This window comes from Streptomyces sp. SLBN-118, from assembly GCF_006715635.1.
Classification (GTDB): domain Bacteria; phylum Actinomycetota; class Actinomycetes; order Streptomycetales; family Streptomycetaceae; genus Streptomyces.
Genome location: NZ_VFNP01000001.1, coordinates 2,184,758 through 2,197,377, shown reverse-complemented (window position 1 = coordinate 2,197,377; position 12,620 = coordinate 2,184,758). Strand labels below are relative to the sequence as shown.

14 protein-coding genes and 2 pseudogenes are annotated in these 12,620 nt (G+C 69.2%); 15 read left to right on the top strand and 1 reads right to left on the bottom strand.

The features are described 5' to 3' along the window. The first annotated feature begins 25 nt into the window (after positions 1-25). The gene (gene ffh, locus FBY35_RS09815) at positions 26-1,576 is read left to right on the top strand and encodes a signal recognition particle protein (protein ID WP_142213416.1); all 1,551 of its coding nucleotides are present in this window, start codon (positions 26-28) and stop codon (positions 1,574-1,576) included. A gap of 72 nt (positions 1,577-1,648) precedes the next feature. Then, positions 1,649-1,795, top strand: coding sequence for a hypothetical protein (locus tag FBY35_RS36060; protein WP_160159249.1), 147 nt, complete (start codon positions 1,649-1,651; stop codon positions 1,793-1,795). Between the two features lie 210 nt (positions 1,796-2,005). Here FBY35_RS36060 and FBY35_RS09810 read toward each other — a convergent pair whose 3' ends face one another. Continuing rightward, a complete protein-coding gene (locus FBY35_RS09810; RefSeq protein ID WP_142213415.1) occupies positions 2,006-2,845 on the bottom strand; it encodes a methyltransferase domain-containing protein in 840 nt (279 codons plus the stop codon). 210 nt (positions 2,846-3,055) lie between these two features. On the opposite strand from FBY35_RS09810, the pseudogene proS reads away from it, so the two are divergent. The 13 genes and pseudogenes from proS (at position 3,056) to FBY35_RS09745 (ending at position 12,611) form a co-directional block, all read left to right on the top strand. Then, positions 3,056-4,442 (top strand): annotated as a pseudogene (proS, locus tag FBY35_RS09805) (proline--tRNA ligase). A gap of 225 nt (positions 4,443-4,667) precedes the next feature. Next, positions 4,668-5,261 (top strand): hypothetical protein, encoded by a 594-nt coding sequence (locus tag FBY35_RS09800; RefSeq protein WP_142213414.1) that lies wholly within the window; start codon positions 4,668-4,670, stop codon positions 5,259-5,261. 220 nt (positions 5,262-5,481) lie between these two features. Then, a complete protein-coding gene (rpsP, locus tag FBY35_RS09795; protein ID WP_142213413.1) occupies positions 5,482-5,931 on the top strand; it encodes a 30S ribosomal protein S16 in 450 nt (149 codons plus the stop codon). A gap of 2 nt (positions 5,932-5,933) precedes the next feature. Beyond that, the gene (locus tag FBY35_RS09790) at positions 5,934-6,173 is read left to right on the top strand and encodes an RNA-binding protein (RefSeq protein ID WP_005311361.1); all 240 of its coding nucleotides are present in this window, start codon (positions 5,934-5,936) and stop codon (positions 6,171-6,173) included. 79 nt (positions 6,174-6,252) lie between these two features. Further along, positions 6,253-6,810 (top strand): ribosome maturation factor RimM, encoded by a 558-nt coding sequence (rimM, locus tag FBY35_RS09785; RefSeq protein ID WP_142213412.1) that lies wholly within the window; start codon positions 6,253-6,255, stop codon positions 6,808-6,810. Further along, positions 6,810-7,631, top strand: coding sequence for a tRNA (guanosine(37)-N1)-methyltransferase TrmD (gene trmD / locus FBY35_RS09780; protein WP_142213411.1), 822 nt, complete (start codon positions 6,810-6,812; stop codon positions 7,629-7,631). Before rimM ends, trmD begins: the two co-directional genes overlap by 1 nt. 131 nt (positions 7,632-7,762) lie before the next feature. Continuing rightward, positions 7,763-8,113, top strand: coding sequence for a 50S ribosomal protein L19 (gene rplS, locus FBY35_RS09775; protein WP_142213410.1), 351 nt, complete (start codon positions 7,763-7,765; stop codon positions 8,111-8,113). 81 nt (positions 8,114-8,194) lie between these two features. Next, positions 8,195-8,998: a signal peptidase I gene (lepB, locus tag FBY35_RS09770; RefSeq protein ID WP_142213409.1), complete on the top strand. Its 804-nt coding sequence runs from the start codon at positions 8,195-8,197 to the stop codon at positions 8,996-8,998. Continuing rightward, positions 8,991-10,068, top strand: a pseudogene (gene lepB, locus FBY35_RS09765) (signal peptidase I); the annotation flags it as partial. The gene lepB (FBY35_RS09770) and the pseudogene lepB (FBY35_RS09765), both read left to right, overlap by 8 nt. Before the next feature lie 22 nt (positions 10,069-10,090). Further along, positions 10,091-10,915: a signal peptidase I gene (lepB, locus tag FBY35_RS09760; RefSeq protein WP_399208245.1), complete on the top strand. Its 825-nt coding sequence runs from the start codon at positions 10,091-10,093 to the stop codon at positions 10,913-10,915. 74 nt (positions 10,916-10,989) lie between these two features. Next, entirely contained in the window at positions 10,990-11,751 is a 762-nt protein-coding gene (gene lepB, locus FBY35_RS09755; RefSeq protein WP_142213408.1) for a signal peptidase I, read from the top strand. Then, a complete protein-coding gene (locus FBY35_RS09750; protein ID WP_142213407.1) occupies positions 11,741-12,247 on the top strand; it encodes an NUDIX hydrolase in 507 nt (168 codons plus the stop codon). The genes lepB (FBY35_RS09755) and FBY35_RS09750 overlap by 11 nt, the downstream gene beginning before the upstream one ends. 55 nt (positions 12,248-12,302) lie before the next feature. Next, the gene (locus FBY35_RS09745; protein ID WP_003993268.1) at positions 12,303-12,611 is read left to right on the top strand and encodes a DUF2469 domain-containing protein; all 309 of its coding nucleotides are present in this window, start codon (positions 12,303-12,305) and stop codon (positions 12,609-12,611) included. The last annotated feature ends 9 nt before the right edge of the window (positions 12,612-12,620 follow it).

Sequence of the window (12,620 nt, the reverse complement as noted above, 5' to 3'; positions counted from 1 at the left end):
CGACATCTGAGGACCCGCGACCACCGTGTTCGACACCCTCTCCGACCGCCTTGCCGCGACATTCAAGAACCTCCGGGGCAAGGGCCGCCTGTCCGAGGCGGACATCGACGCCACGGCGCGCGAGATCCGTATCGCGCTGCTCGAGGCCGACGTGGCGCTGCCCGTCGTCCGTGCCTTCATCAAGCAGATCAAGGAACGCGCGACCGGCGCCGAGGTCTCCCAGGCACTGAACCCGGCCCAGCAGGTCATCAAGATTGTCAACGAGGAGCTCATCGGCATCCTCGGTGGCGAGACGCGCCGCCTGCGCTTCGCCAAGCAGCCGCCGACCGTGATCATGCTCGCCGGTCTCCAGGGTGCGGGTAAGACCACGCTCGCCGGAAAGCTGGGCCTCTGGCTGAAGGGCCAGGGCCACGCGCCGCTGCTCGTCGCCTGTGACCTTCAGCGCCCCAACGCGGTCAACCAGCTCGCCGTCGTCGCCGAGCGCGCCGGCGTCGCGGTCTACGCGCCCGAGCCGGGCAACGGTGTCGGCGACCCGGTCAAGGTCGCCAAGGACTCCGTCGAACACGCCAGGGCCAAGCAGTACGACGTGGTCATCGTCGACACCGCCGGCCGCCTCGGCATCGACCAGGAGCTGATGCAGCAGGCCGCGGACATCCGCGACGCCGTCGGCCCCGACGAGGTCCTCTTCGTCGTCGACGCGATGATCGGCCAGGACGCGGTCAACACCGCGGAGGCCTTCCGCGACGGCGTCGGCTTCGACGGCGTGGTGCTCTCCAAGCTCGACGGCGATGCCCGCGGTGGTGCCGCGCTCTCCATCGCGCACGTCACCGGTCGCCAGATCATGTTCGCCTCCAACGGCGAGAAGCTGGACGACTTCGACGCGTTCCACCCGGACCGCATGGCGTCCCGCATCCTCGGCATGGGCGACATGCTCAGCCTGATCGAGAAGGCCGAGCAGACCTTCAGCCAGGAAGAGGCCGCCAAGATGGCCTCCAAGCTGGCGAGCAGCAAGGGCAAGGACTTCACGCTCGACGACTTCCTGGCCCAGATGGAGCAGGTCAGGAAGATGGGCTCCATCTCCAAGCTGCTCGGGATGCTGCCCGGCATGGGCCAGATCAAGGACCAGATCAACAACATCGACGAGCGGGACGTGGACCGTACCGCCGCGATCATCAAGTCGATGACCCCGGCCGAGCGCCAGGACCCGACGATCATCAACGGCTCGCGCCGGGCCCGTGTCGCCAAGGGCTCGGGTGTCGAGGTCAGCGCCGTGAAGAGTCTGGTGGAGCGGTTCTTCGAGGCCCGCAAGATGATGTCGAGGATGGCCCAGGGCGGCGGGATGCCGGGAATGCCCGGGATGCCTGGCATGGGTGGCGGCCCCGGCCGTCAGAAGAAGCAGGTCAAGCAGGCCAAGGGCAAGCGCAAGAGCGGCAACCCGATGAAGCGCAAGGCCGAGGAGCAGGCGGCAGCGGCCCGCCGCGAGCAGGCGGCGCAGGGCGGGGCGTTCGGACTCCCGGCGGGCGAGCCGGGCAAGGACTTCGAACTGCCCGACGAGTTCAAGAAGTTCATGGGCTGACAGCGGTCCACAAGGGCCCGCGGCCGGACCGGCCGCGGGCCCTTGTGCGTTCGGCTGGGCGGCGGGACTACCATGGGGGCTCGCGGGTGCGCCGAGGAGAAGTGGCGTACCGCGCAGGCGGCATCGCGCGGGCGGCATCGCGCGGGCGGCATCGCGCGGGCGGCATCGCGCGGGCGGCATCGCGCGGGCGGCATCGTGCGGGTCAACGAGAAGGCGTGACGGGGTGTCGGCCGGCCGGGGCCGCTGCGGAACGAGTGCCACGGTGCCGCGAGGGGACCCGCACCTCGCGCAGGCCCTCGCCCTTGCCGTCCGGGCCTGCCGCGGACAGCCGCCGGATCGGCGCGAATGGCCTGCCCCTGCGCGGAGTTGCCGTCCGTGGGTGGGGAACCCCGCGCGGCCACGACCCGAGCCCGGCCCCGACTGGCCCCCTCAGCGCGTCCGCGTAATCAGGTACCGGAACACATTCGGCATCCACACCGTCCCGTCGCGCCGCCGATACGCATGCAGTGCCTCCGTGATCTCCTTCTCAACCCGCGTCTGATCCGTCGCCCGCACCGCCGCCCCGTACAACCCCGTCGAGAGCAGCCCCCGCACCGCGCTCTCCATGTCCGCGTAGCCGAAGGGGCATGCAACTCGCCCCGAGCCGTCCGGCTTCAGGCCCGCCCGGGACGCGACGTCCTCCAGGTCGTCGCGCAGGGCCGGGCGCCAGCCGCCGGTGCGCACGGGGTCCGTCAGCCGGCCCGCCACCCGCAGGACGCCCGACGTGGCGCAGCGCTCCGGCGGGCCCCAGCCGGCCAGGACCACCGCGCTGCCGTGCTCGGCCAGTTCCACGGCCGCCGTCAGCGCGGGCACGAGGCCCTCCGAGTCACCGGCCGTACAGCCAATCGGCTGAAACGCGGTGATCAGGTTGTACGGCGGCCGCGCCGGATCCACCGCCGTCTCGCCCTCCACCAGTTCGACATCACGGTGCGCACCCGCGTCCGAAGCCATCCGTTCCCGCGCCAGCGCCAGCCGTTCGCGATCCGTGTCGCAGCCGGTCACGCTCGCACCGCGCGCCGACGCGATCAGCAGCGCCAGACCGGACCCGCAGCCGAGGCCGAGCAGCCGCGTGCCCGGACCGACCTCCAGGCGCTCGTACACCGCCTCGTAGAGCGGCACCAGCATCCGTTCCTGGATCTCGGCCCAGTCCCGGGCCAGCGCGCCCGCCTGAGCCGGGGACGGAGCCGCGGACGCCGCATGGGGTCGGTGCTGGACGAGCGTTGGTGTCATAAGAAAGCGCCCCAATCCGCCAAGAGGTCAGCCGAGCCCTGAAGGACAGCCCCCCGTGTGCGTACGCCTGCGCTCCCCCGTATGCCAGAGAACTCCGCATGCGTCCGCAAGTCCAGGGGTTGAATGGCAATGCTTGCGTGCCACCGGCGTGCGCTCCCGGGACGCTGGCCGATTCACGGTCGACACCGCTGTCGCCGTACGATGCGCGCCATGGCAAAGGCACCCGTTCTCACGCCCCAGGCGGAAGACTTCCCACGCTGGTACCAGGACCTGATCAACAAGGCCGAGCTGGCGGACAACGGTCCGGTGCGGGGCACCATGGTCATCCGACCGTACGGATACGGCCTGTGGGAGCGGATGCAGCAGGAGATGGACGCCCGCATCAAGGACGCGGGTGCCCAGAACGCCTATTTCCCGCTCTTCATCCCACAGTCTTACCTGACTCGGGAAGCTGAGCACGTCGAGGGCTTCGCGCCCGAGCTCGCGGTGGTCACCCACGGGGGCGGCAAGGAGCTCGAGGAGCCCGTCGTCGTACGCCCCACCTCCGAGACGATCATCAACGACTACTTCGCGAAGTGGATCCAGAGCTACCGCGACCTGCCCCTCCTGATCAACCAGTGGGCCAATGTGGTCCGTTGGGAGATGCGTCCGCGCGTCTTCCTCCGTACGACGGAATTTCTCTGGCAGGAGGGCCACACCGCCCACGCCACCTACGAGGACGCCCGCGACTACGCCGCGTACATCCACAAGGAGGTCTACGCGGACTTCATGGTCAACGTCCTCGGCATCGACGTGGTGCTCGGCCGCAAGACGCCCAGGGAGCGCTTCGCCGGCGCCATCAACACCCTCACGCTCGAAGGCATGATGGGCGACGGCAAGGCCCTGCAGATGGGCACGAGTCATGAGCTCGGCACCAACTTTGTCGAAGGACGGCAAGCAGGAGCTGGCCTGGCAGACCTCCTGGGGCAGCTCCACGCGGATGGTCGGCGGCCTGATCATGTCGCACGGCGACGACAACGGACTGCGCGTTCCGCCCCGCCTCGCGGCCGTCCAGGTCGTCGTCATGGCCATCAAGGGCGACGAGGCCGTTGCCAAGGTCCGCGAGATCGGCGACCGGCTCAAGGCGGCGGGGCTGCGCGTGCAGGTCGACGACCGCACCGACACCCCCTTCGGGCGCCGCGCGGTCGACTGGGAGCTCAAGGGCGTGCCCGTACGGATCGAGATCGGTCCGCGGGACCTGGAGGCGGGCACCGCGATGCTGGCCCGCCGTATCGCGGGGGGCAAGGAGCCGGTGCGCCTCGACGAGCTGGCCGAGCTGTTGCCCGCGGTTCTTGAGGAGGACCAGGCGCAGCTGCTGCGGGAGTCACGGGAGCGCCGTGAGTCCCGTACGACCGAGGTGCGGACGATCGACGAGGCCGCCGAGGCCGCAGTCGCGGGCGGCTGGGCACGTATCCCCTGGTCGACGCTGGGCCAGGACGGCGAGGCCCGGCTCGCCGAGCAGGCGGTGTCGGTACGGTGTCTGGTCGCCGAGGACGGGTCGGTGCCGGATGCCGACGACGCTCCCGGTACTGTCGCCATCGTGGCCCGCGCCTACTGACGCTTGAGCTGCTCCGCAGCGGGTGCCGCCCCGGCGCGCGAAACTTGTCTACGCGCTGGGGCGTACGCGCCGCTACGTACCACCTTGTTGTGACCTGCGAGGCTTCTCCGCAGATCAGCGCACCCGCCCTCGTCAGGACGCATCAACGGCAACTGACGGGTACGTGCAAATTATTTGGGATGCCCCGGAATGGAACCCGCGAGGGCTTCGGCTCGTTATCACGACGTGAGCACGACACCACCTGTTCTCGCCGCAGAGCTGGCACAGGCGTGGGCCGACATTCAGCGGCACCACCCCGAGCTGCCCGATCTTGCCGCGCCAGAGTCCCTTATCGGAGAGTCCTCGTCCGCCTGCGGCGCCGAGCTCTCCTTCGAGCGACTGCTCCATGAGGCAGTCCACGGCATCGCCGCCGCCCGAGGTGTCCGCGACACCTCACGCGCCGGCCGCTATCACAACCGCCGATTCCTGGCGATCGCCGAGGAGATGGGCCTCGACCATGTCGACGAGCCGCATCCGAGCAGCGGCTTCTCGCTGGTCATGCTCAATCCCGAGGCGAAGAGGCGGTACCGACCCACGATCGAGAGACTGCAGCGCGCGCTCAAGGCGCACACGGTCGCCACGGCCTCCGACACCAAGCGCTCCTTCCGCGGGCCTGCCGCCCGCCACGGCTCGTCCGGCGGCGGAGTGCGGGTGAAGGCGGTCTGCGACTGCGGGCGCAACGTCCGGGTCGTTCCGTCCGTTCTTGCCCAGGCCCCCATCGTCTGCGGCGGCTGCGGCAAGCCCTTCCGGATCCCGGAAGCGGTCGCCGCCGCGAGCTGATCGACGCCGCCCGCCGGGTCGGGCCGCCCGACGGGGGCGGTGCGACTCCGGTCGGGTGCGAGGCTGCCGCAGGTGTGTGGCACAATGGCTAGCTGTACTCGACAGCCGCACAGGAACCCTCTCGCCTCCGGCTGACGCGTCCATCGGGCACCCGAGTACCGCAACCCCACGTGGCATCTTGTTGTGCCCAACCACGTCAAGACCAGGAGACACCACTTCCGTGGCAGTCAAGATCAAGCTGAAGCGTCTGGGCAAGATCCGTTCGCCTCACTACCGCATCGTCGTTGCCGACTCCCGTACCCGCCGTGACGGCCGGGCCATCGAGGAGATCGGCCTGTACCACCCGGTGCAGAACCCCTCGCGCATCGAGGTCGACTCCGAGCGCGCGCAGTACTGGCTGTCCGTCGGCGCCCAGCCGACCGAGCCGGTCCTCGCCATCCTGAAGCTCACCGGTGACTGGCAGAAGCACAAGGGCCTGCCGGCCCCGGCGCCGCTGCTCGTCGCGGAGCCGAAGGACAAGCGCGCCGCGTTCGAGGCCTTCACCAAGGCCATCGAGGGCGACGAGCCGAAGGGTGAGGCGATCACCCCGAAGGCGAAGAAGGCCGACAAGAAGGCGGACGAGGCCGAGGCTGCCTCGTCGGCATCCGCCGCTGAGTCGACCGAGGCCTGAGCATGCTCGAGGAGGCTCTCGAGCACCTCGTGAAGGGCATCGTCGACAACCCGGACGATGTGCAGGTCGCCTCGCGCAACCTGCGCCGCGGGCGTGTGCTCGAGGTCCGGGTCCACCCCGACGACCTCGGTAAGGTGATCGGCCGCAACGGTCGCACCGCACGCGCTCTGCGCACCGTCGTGGGCGCCATCGGCGGCCGTGGCATCCGCGTCGACCTCGTCGACGTGGACCAGGTTCGCTGACACGTTGTTGAACACCGGCTCGGGCCGGGGAGGGCTTACGAGCCCGCCCCGGCCCGTAGTCGTATCGAAGGAGAAGCATGTGCAGCTGGTAGTCGCGCGGATCGGCCGCGCCCACGGCATCAAGGGCGAGGTCACCGTCGAGGTGCGCACGGACGAGCCGGAGCTGCGGCTCGCCCCCGGCGCCGTGCTGGCCACCGACCCGGCCTCAGCGGGTCCGCTGACGATCGAGACCGGCCGGGTGCACAGCGGCAGGCTGCTGCTGCGCTTCGAGGGCGTACGGGACCGCAACACCGCCGAGGCCCTGCGCAACACCCTGCTGATCGCGGACGTGGACCCGCAGGAGCTGCCCGGGGAACCGGACGAGTACTACGACCACCAGCTGATGGACCTCGATGTCGTCCTCGCCGACGGCACCGGGATCGGCCGGATCACCGAGATCAGCCATCTGCCCTCGCAGGACCTCTTCATCGTGGAGCGGCCGGACGGCAGCGAGGTGATGATCCCCTTCGTCGAGGACATCGTGAGCGAGATCGACCTGGAGGAGCAGCGGGCGGTCATCACACCGCCGCCCGGGCTGATCGACGACAGCGAGGCCGAGATCGCATCGTCGCGGGACGAAAGCCGGGACGAAACCTGATGCGGCTCGACGTCGTCACGATCTTCCCCGAGTACCTCGAACCGCTGAACGTCTCGCTCGTCGGCAAGGCACGCGCGCGTGGACAGCTCGACGTCCATGTGCACGACCTGCGCCGGTGGACGTATGACCGGCACAGCACCGTCGACGACACTCCGTACGGCGGCGGTCCCGGCATGGTCATGAAGACCGAGCCGTGGGGCGACGCCCTCGACGACGCGCTGGCCGGCGGGTACGAGGCGGGCGCTCACGGCCCGGTCATGGTCGTGCCCACCCCCAGCGGACGCCCCTTCACCCAGGAACTCGCCGTCGAGCTCTCCGAGCGGCCCTGGCTGATCTTCACCCCCGCCCGCTACGAGGGCATCGACCGCCGGGTCGTCGACGAGTACGCGACCCGGATTCCGGTGTACGAGGTGTCCATCGGGGACTACGTCCTGGCCGGAGGCGAGGCCGCCGTCCTGGTGATCACCGAGGCCGTGGCCCGGCTGCTTCCGGGCGTCCTGGGCAATGCCGAGTCGCACCGGGACGATTCCTTCGCACCCGGCGCCATGGCCAATCTGCTCGAAGGCCCCGTCTACACCAAGCCGCCCGAGTGGCGTGGTCGCGCCATTCCGGACGTGCTGGTCAGCGGGCACCACGGGAAGATCGCGCGCTGGCGGCGGGACGAGGCGCTGCGGCGCACGGCCGCCAACAGGCCGGATCTGATTGAGCGTTGCGATGCCTCTGCCTTCGACAAGAAGGACCGGGAGATCCTGTCCATTCTGGGCTGGGCGCCGGAGCCGGGCGGCCGATTTTGGCGCAGGCCCCAGGCCGTGGAAGAATAGGCCGCTGCTGTGCGTCCGGTCGGCGCCCCTGCCACAGGGGGAACGACGCCCGCCCGACGTGAGCGGCACCCTGATTCTCATCTCGATCGTTCCGCTGATGACCTGTGGCATCAGCGAGGAAGCAGACCAACATGGCTCACCTGCTCGACAACGTCAACGCGGCTTCGCTGCGCAGCGACATCCCCGCCTTCCGCCCCGGCGACACCGTGAACGTCCACGTGCGTGTCATCGAAGGCAACCGCTCGCGTATCCAGCAGTTCAAGGGCGTTGTCATCCGCCGCCAGGGCTCGGGCGTCAGCGAGACTTTCACGGTCCGCAAGGTCTCCTTCTCCGTCGGCGTCGAGCGCACCTTCCCGGTGCACAGCCCGATCTTCGAGAAGATCGAGCTCGTCACCCGCGGTGACGTCCGTCGCGCGAAGCTGTACTACCTCCGCGACCTGCGCGGCAAGGCCGCCAAGATCAAGGAGAAGCGCGACAACTGAGCCCCGGCTCGCCTCTCGCGCCTGAGCTTCGGCTCACACTGACGCCGGGTTCACATGGTGGCCGGATAGGCTCTGGCCCCGATGGACACCGAAACGAAGCACACGGAGCGCGACCGCTCTTCCGCCCCCGACACCGGGGAAGAGGGAGAGGGGTCGCGCTCTGTGCGTTCATCGCGCTCCTCCGGCCACCTGGGTAGGCGCCTCTCCGGGATGTCGTGGCGCAGGGTCGGGCTTCTCGGCCTCGCCTGCACCGTCGTTGTGCTGCTGTTCAGCCATTTCGTGGTGCAGCCGTTCCAGATCCCCAGCAGTTCGATGGAGCCCACCCTTCAGGTCGGGGACCGCGTTCTGGTGAACAAGCTGGCGTACCGTTTCGGTTCGGGGCCCGAGCGGGGGGACGTCGTCGTCTTCGACGGCACCGGATCCTTCGTTCAGGAGGGACTTGAGGAGAACCCGGTCAGCGCGGCGACGCGGGGCGTCTTCGCGGCGCTGGGGCTGGCCGAGCCCGCAGAGACCGACTTCGTGAAGCGCGTGGTCGGCGTGGGCGGTGACCGCGTGGTGTGCTGCGACAAGGGGGGAAGGGTCGAGGTGAACGGCGTAGCCGTCGACGAGGGATATCTGCACCCTGGTGACGTCCCCTCAGAGGTCCCCTTCGACATCGTCGTTCCGCAGGGCACTTTGTGGGTCATGGGAGACCACCGGAGCAATTCGCGCGACTCCCGCGACCATCTCGGGGAGCCCGGCGGCGGCATGGTGCCCGTCGACCAGGTGATCGGACGGGCGGAGTGGATCGGCTGGCCGGTCGGCCGCTGGACCTCGCTGGAGCCGTCGGGTGCCTTTGCGCGCGTCCCGGAGGCGAAACGAACGCCGGGCGGCGCCCATGGGTAACCGCGGGCGTCGAGCGAGCCACCGGGCCGACACCAGGCTGCCCACAGGGACCCGGCCGACCAACGGTTCCCGGACGCTGCCGGGCCGTGCGGAACGGCGCAGGCTCGCTCAGAAGGTGAAGCGCAAGCGCCGACGTTCGGCCGTGAAGGAGATACCTCTCCTGATCACCGTGGCGCTGATGATCGCGCTGGTTCTCAAGACGTTCCTGGTGCAGGCCTTCGTGATCCCGTCAGGCTCGATGGAGCAGACGATACGCATCCAGGATCGCGTGCTCGTGGACAAGCTCACTCCCTGGTTCGGCTCGAAGCCCCAGCGGGGTGACGTCGTCGTGTTCAAGGACCCCGGCGGTTGGCTCCGGCAGGAGCAGAATCCGAAGCAGAACGACCCGGTCGTCGTCAAGCAGGTGAAAGTGGGCCTGTCCTTCATCGGACTGCTGCCCTCCGACGACGAGCAGGATCTGATCAAACGCGTGGTCGCGGTCGGCGGGGACACCGTCAAGTGCTGCGACAAGGACGGACGGGTCACCGTCAACGGCGTACCGCTCATCGAGCCGTATCTGAACCCCGGAAACGTTCCTTCGACCCTGAAGTTCGAGGTCAAGGTGCCTGCCGGGCGGATCTTCGTCATGGGCGACCACCGGGCCAACTCGGCGGACTCGCGCTTCCACCTGGACGAGAAGGACCGCGGCACCGTCTCGGAGGAGCAGGTCGTCGGACGCGCCGTCGTCATCGCCTGGCCGATCGGCCACTGGCGGAAGCTGGAGGAGCCCGAGACGTACGCATCCGTACCGAACGCGCGCGCCGGGGCGACATCAGCGCTCCACCCGTCGAATAGGGTGTCACCTCAGGATCTGAACGGAATGATCCCGCTCCCGAGCCCTGCGGAACTCCCGCTCGTTATGGGAGTAGTGGGCCTGCTCCGGCTTCGGGGCAGGCGGTTCGCACGGACTGAGGAGTGGATGTGGGGGACGTGGCGGTCGGCGCACGATCCGGACACGACGGGCCGGAGGAGAGGCCGGGGGAAGAACCCGCCGAGTCACCCGCAGCCGTGACGGACGAATCGGCGGCGCATCCGCCGGGGACGGCGGGCGGTGTGGACGAGGAGGGCCCCGAGGGCGGTTCCTCCGAGGGCAGTGGTACGGGACAGAAGAAGCAGCGGTCCTTCTGGAAGGAACTGCCGCTCCTGATCGGTATCGCGCTGCTTCTCGCGCTGCTCATCAAGACCTTCCTGGTGCAGGCGTTCTCGATCCCCTCGGACTCGATGCAGAACACCCTCCAGCGGGGCGACCGGGTGCTGGTCGACAAACTCACCCCGTGGTTCGGCTCCGAGCCGGAGCGCGGCGAGGTCGTCGTCTTCCACGACCCGGGCGGCTGGCTGGACGGTGAGCCCACCCCCAAACCGAACGCCCTGCAGAACTTCCTCAGCTTCATCGGCCTGATGCCGTCGTCCGAGGAGAAGGATCTGATCAAGAGGACGATCGCGGTCGCCGGCGACACCGTGGAATGCAAGAAGGGCGGCCCGGTCAAGGTCAACGGCAGGGCGCTCGACGAGCCGTACACCTTCCCCGGCAGCACCCCCTGCGACGACCAGCCCTTCGGGCCCTTCAAGGTGCCGAAGGACCGGATCTGGGTCATGGGCGACAACCGCCAGAACTCCCGTGACTCCCGCTACCACATGGAAGACGTGAACGGCGGATTCGTGCCCGTCGACAAGGTCGTCGGACGAGCCGTGGTGGTGGCCTGGCCGCTGAACCGCTGGGCGACACTGCCGGTGCCCGAGACCTTCGACCAGCCGGGGATCAACTCCGCTGCCGCGGCCGCCGCCTCGGCCGCGCCCCTGGCGTTGGGCACGATCGGCGCCCTGCCGATCGTTCTCCGGCGCCGGAGGAGGCTGACCTCCGGGCGTACTGCCGGGTAGGGTGCCGTCCCAGATCGCCGATTCCCGGGGTTCGATGCCCGGGGACCGAATCTCCGAAGTGGGGAGCAGCTGGGATGAGCGGGACGATACGTTCGGACGACGGCCACGGCCGGCTCGGCAACGCACTGTCGGGCCTGGCCGTGGCCGTCGGCTGTGTGCTCTTCCTCGGAGGGTTCATCTGGGGGGCGCTGGTCTACCAGCCCTACACCGTGCCGACCGACTCGATGACGCCGACCGTGCACGCCGGGGACCGGGTGCTTGCGGAGCGGATAGACGGCGACCAGGTGCGGCGCGGTGACATCGTGGTCTTCCGGGACAAACAGTGGGGCGACATGCCCATGGTGAAGCGCGTCGTCGGCGTGGGCGGCGACACGGTCGCCTGCTGCGGGGACGGCGGCAAGCTGACCATCAACGGCAAGGCCATTGAGGAACCGTATCTGCGCACCAAGGGAGCCGCTTCGAACACCTTCACGGCGACCGTGCCCAAGGGGCAGCTGTTCATGCTGGGCGACGAGCGCATGGGGTCACAGGACTCCCGCGTACACCTTCAGGACCCCGGGCAGGGGTCGGTGCCGCGCTCGGCCGTCGAAGGACGGCTGGACGCCGTTGCGTGGCCCCTGACCGGCGGCCTGCTGGAGCGGCCCGCGGGCTTCGCCGCGCTGCAGGGCGGGGTGTCCTCGCCCGGACCGGTGAAGCTACTGGTCGTGTCGGTGGTGGTCGGGGCCGCACTGATCGTGGGCGGGGCTTCGTACGGTCCCGTCGCGCGGAAGCTGACAGCGAGGCGGCGCGGGGCCGCAGGCGGCGGCCGCACGAAGGCGACCGCCGGTGTCGGATGAGGAGCCGGCGCCCGGCGAGCTGCGCAAGGTGGCCCGCGTCGTCCTGCTCGACCCCGATGACCGCATTCTGCTGATTCACGGGCACGAGCCGGAGGATCCGGCCGACCGCTGGTGGTTCACCCCCGGCGGCGGTCTGGAAGGCGAGGAGACCCGGGAGGAGGCCGCGCTGCGCGAGCTGGCCGAGGAGACGGGGATCACAGACGTGGAACTGGGACCGGTGCTGTGGCAGCGGACCTGCTCCTTTCCGTTCGACGGACGCCGCTGGGACCAGGACGAGTGGTACTTCCTTGCGCGTACGGCACAGACGTCGACGGCCCCGGGCGGACTGACGGAGCTTGAGCGGCGCAGTGTCGCGGGTCTGAGGTGGTGGACGTCCGCCGAACTGTCGGCGGCCCGTGAGACGGTGTATCCGACCAGGCTCGCCGAGCTGCTGCGAACGCTGCTCGACGAGGGTCCTCCGAGTGCGCCGGTTGTCCTGGCCCCCGAAATCGTCTAGAGGCGCGCGGGGCTGGCGCACAATAGGGGGACGCACGGCTGAAGGGGAACATGCCATGAGCGCCGAGGACCTCGAGAAGTACGAGACCGAGATGGAGCTGAAGCTCTACCGGGAGTACCGAGACGTCGTCGGGCTGTTCAAATACGTGATCGAGACCGAGCGGCGTTTCTACCTCACCAACGATTACGAGATGCAGGTGCACTCGGTGCAGGGCGAGGTCTTCTTCGAAGTCTCGATGGCGGACGCGTGGGTCTGGGACATGTATCGACCGGCCAGGTTCGTCAAACAGGTGCGCGTGCTGACGTTCAAGGACGTGAACATCGAGGAGCTCAACAAGAGCGATCTCGAACTCCCCAGCGGCTGAACTTCCAGG

Excerpts from the sequence above, each read along its gene's own strand:
- FBY35_RS36060 (WP_160159249.1), top strand. The coding sequence starts at position 1,649 with ATGGGGGCTCGCGGGTGCGCCGAGGAGAAGTGGCGTACCGCGCAGGCG.
- FBY35_RS09810 (WP_142213415.1), bottom strand. The coding sequence starts at position 2,845 with ATGACACCAACGCTCGTCCAGCACCGACCCCATGCGGCGTCCGCGGCT.
- FBY35_RS09790 (WP_005311361.1), top strand. The coding sequence starts at position 5,934 with ATGCTCGAGGAGGCTCTCGAGCACCTCGTGAAGGGCATCGTCGACAAC.
- trmD (WP_142213411.1), top strand. The coding sequence starts at position 6,810 with ATGCGGCTCGACGTCGTCACGATCTTCCCCGAGTACCTCGAACCGCTG.
- rplS (WP_142213410.1), top strand. The coding sequence starts at position 7,763 with ATGGCTCACCTGCTCGACAACGTCAACGCGGCTTCGCTGCGCAGCGAC.
- lepB (WP_142213409.1), top strand. The coding sequence starts at position 8,195 with ATGGACACCGAAACGAAGCACACGGAGCGCGACCGCTCTTCCGCCCCC.
- lepB (WP_142213408.1), top strand. The coding sequence starts at position 10,990 with ATGAGCGGGACGATACGTTCGGACGACGGCCACGGCCGGCTCGGCAAC.
- FBY35_RS09745 (WP_003993268.1), top strand. The coding sequence starts at position 12,303 with ATGAGCGCCGAGGACCTCGAGAAGTACGAGACCGAGATGGAGCTGAAG.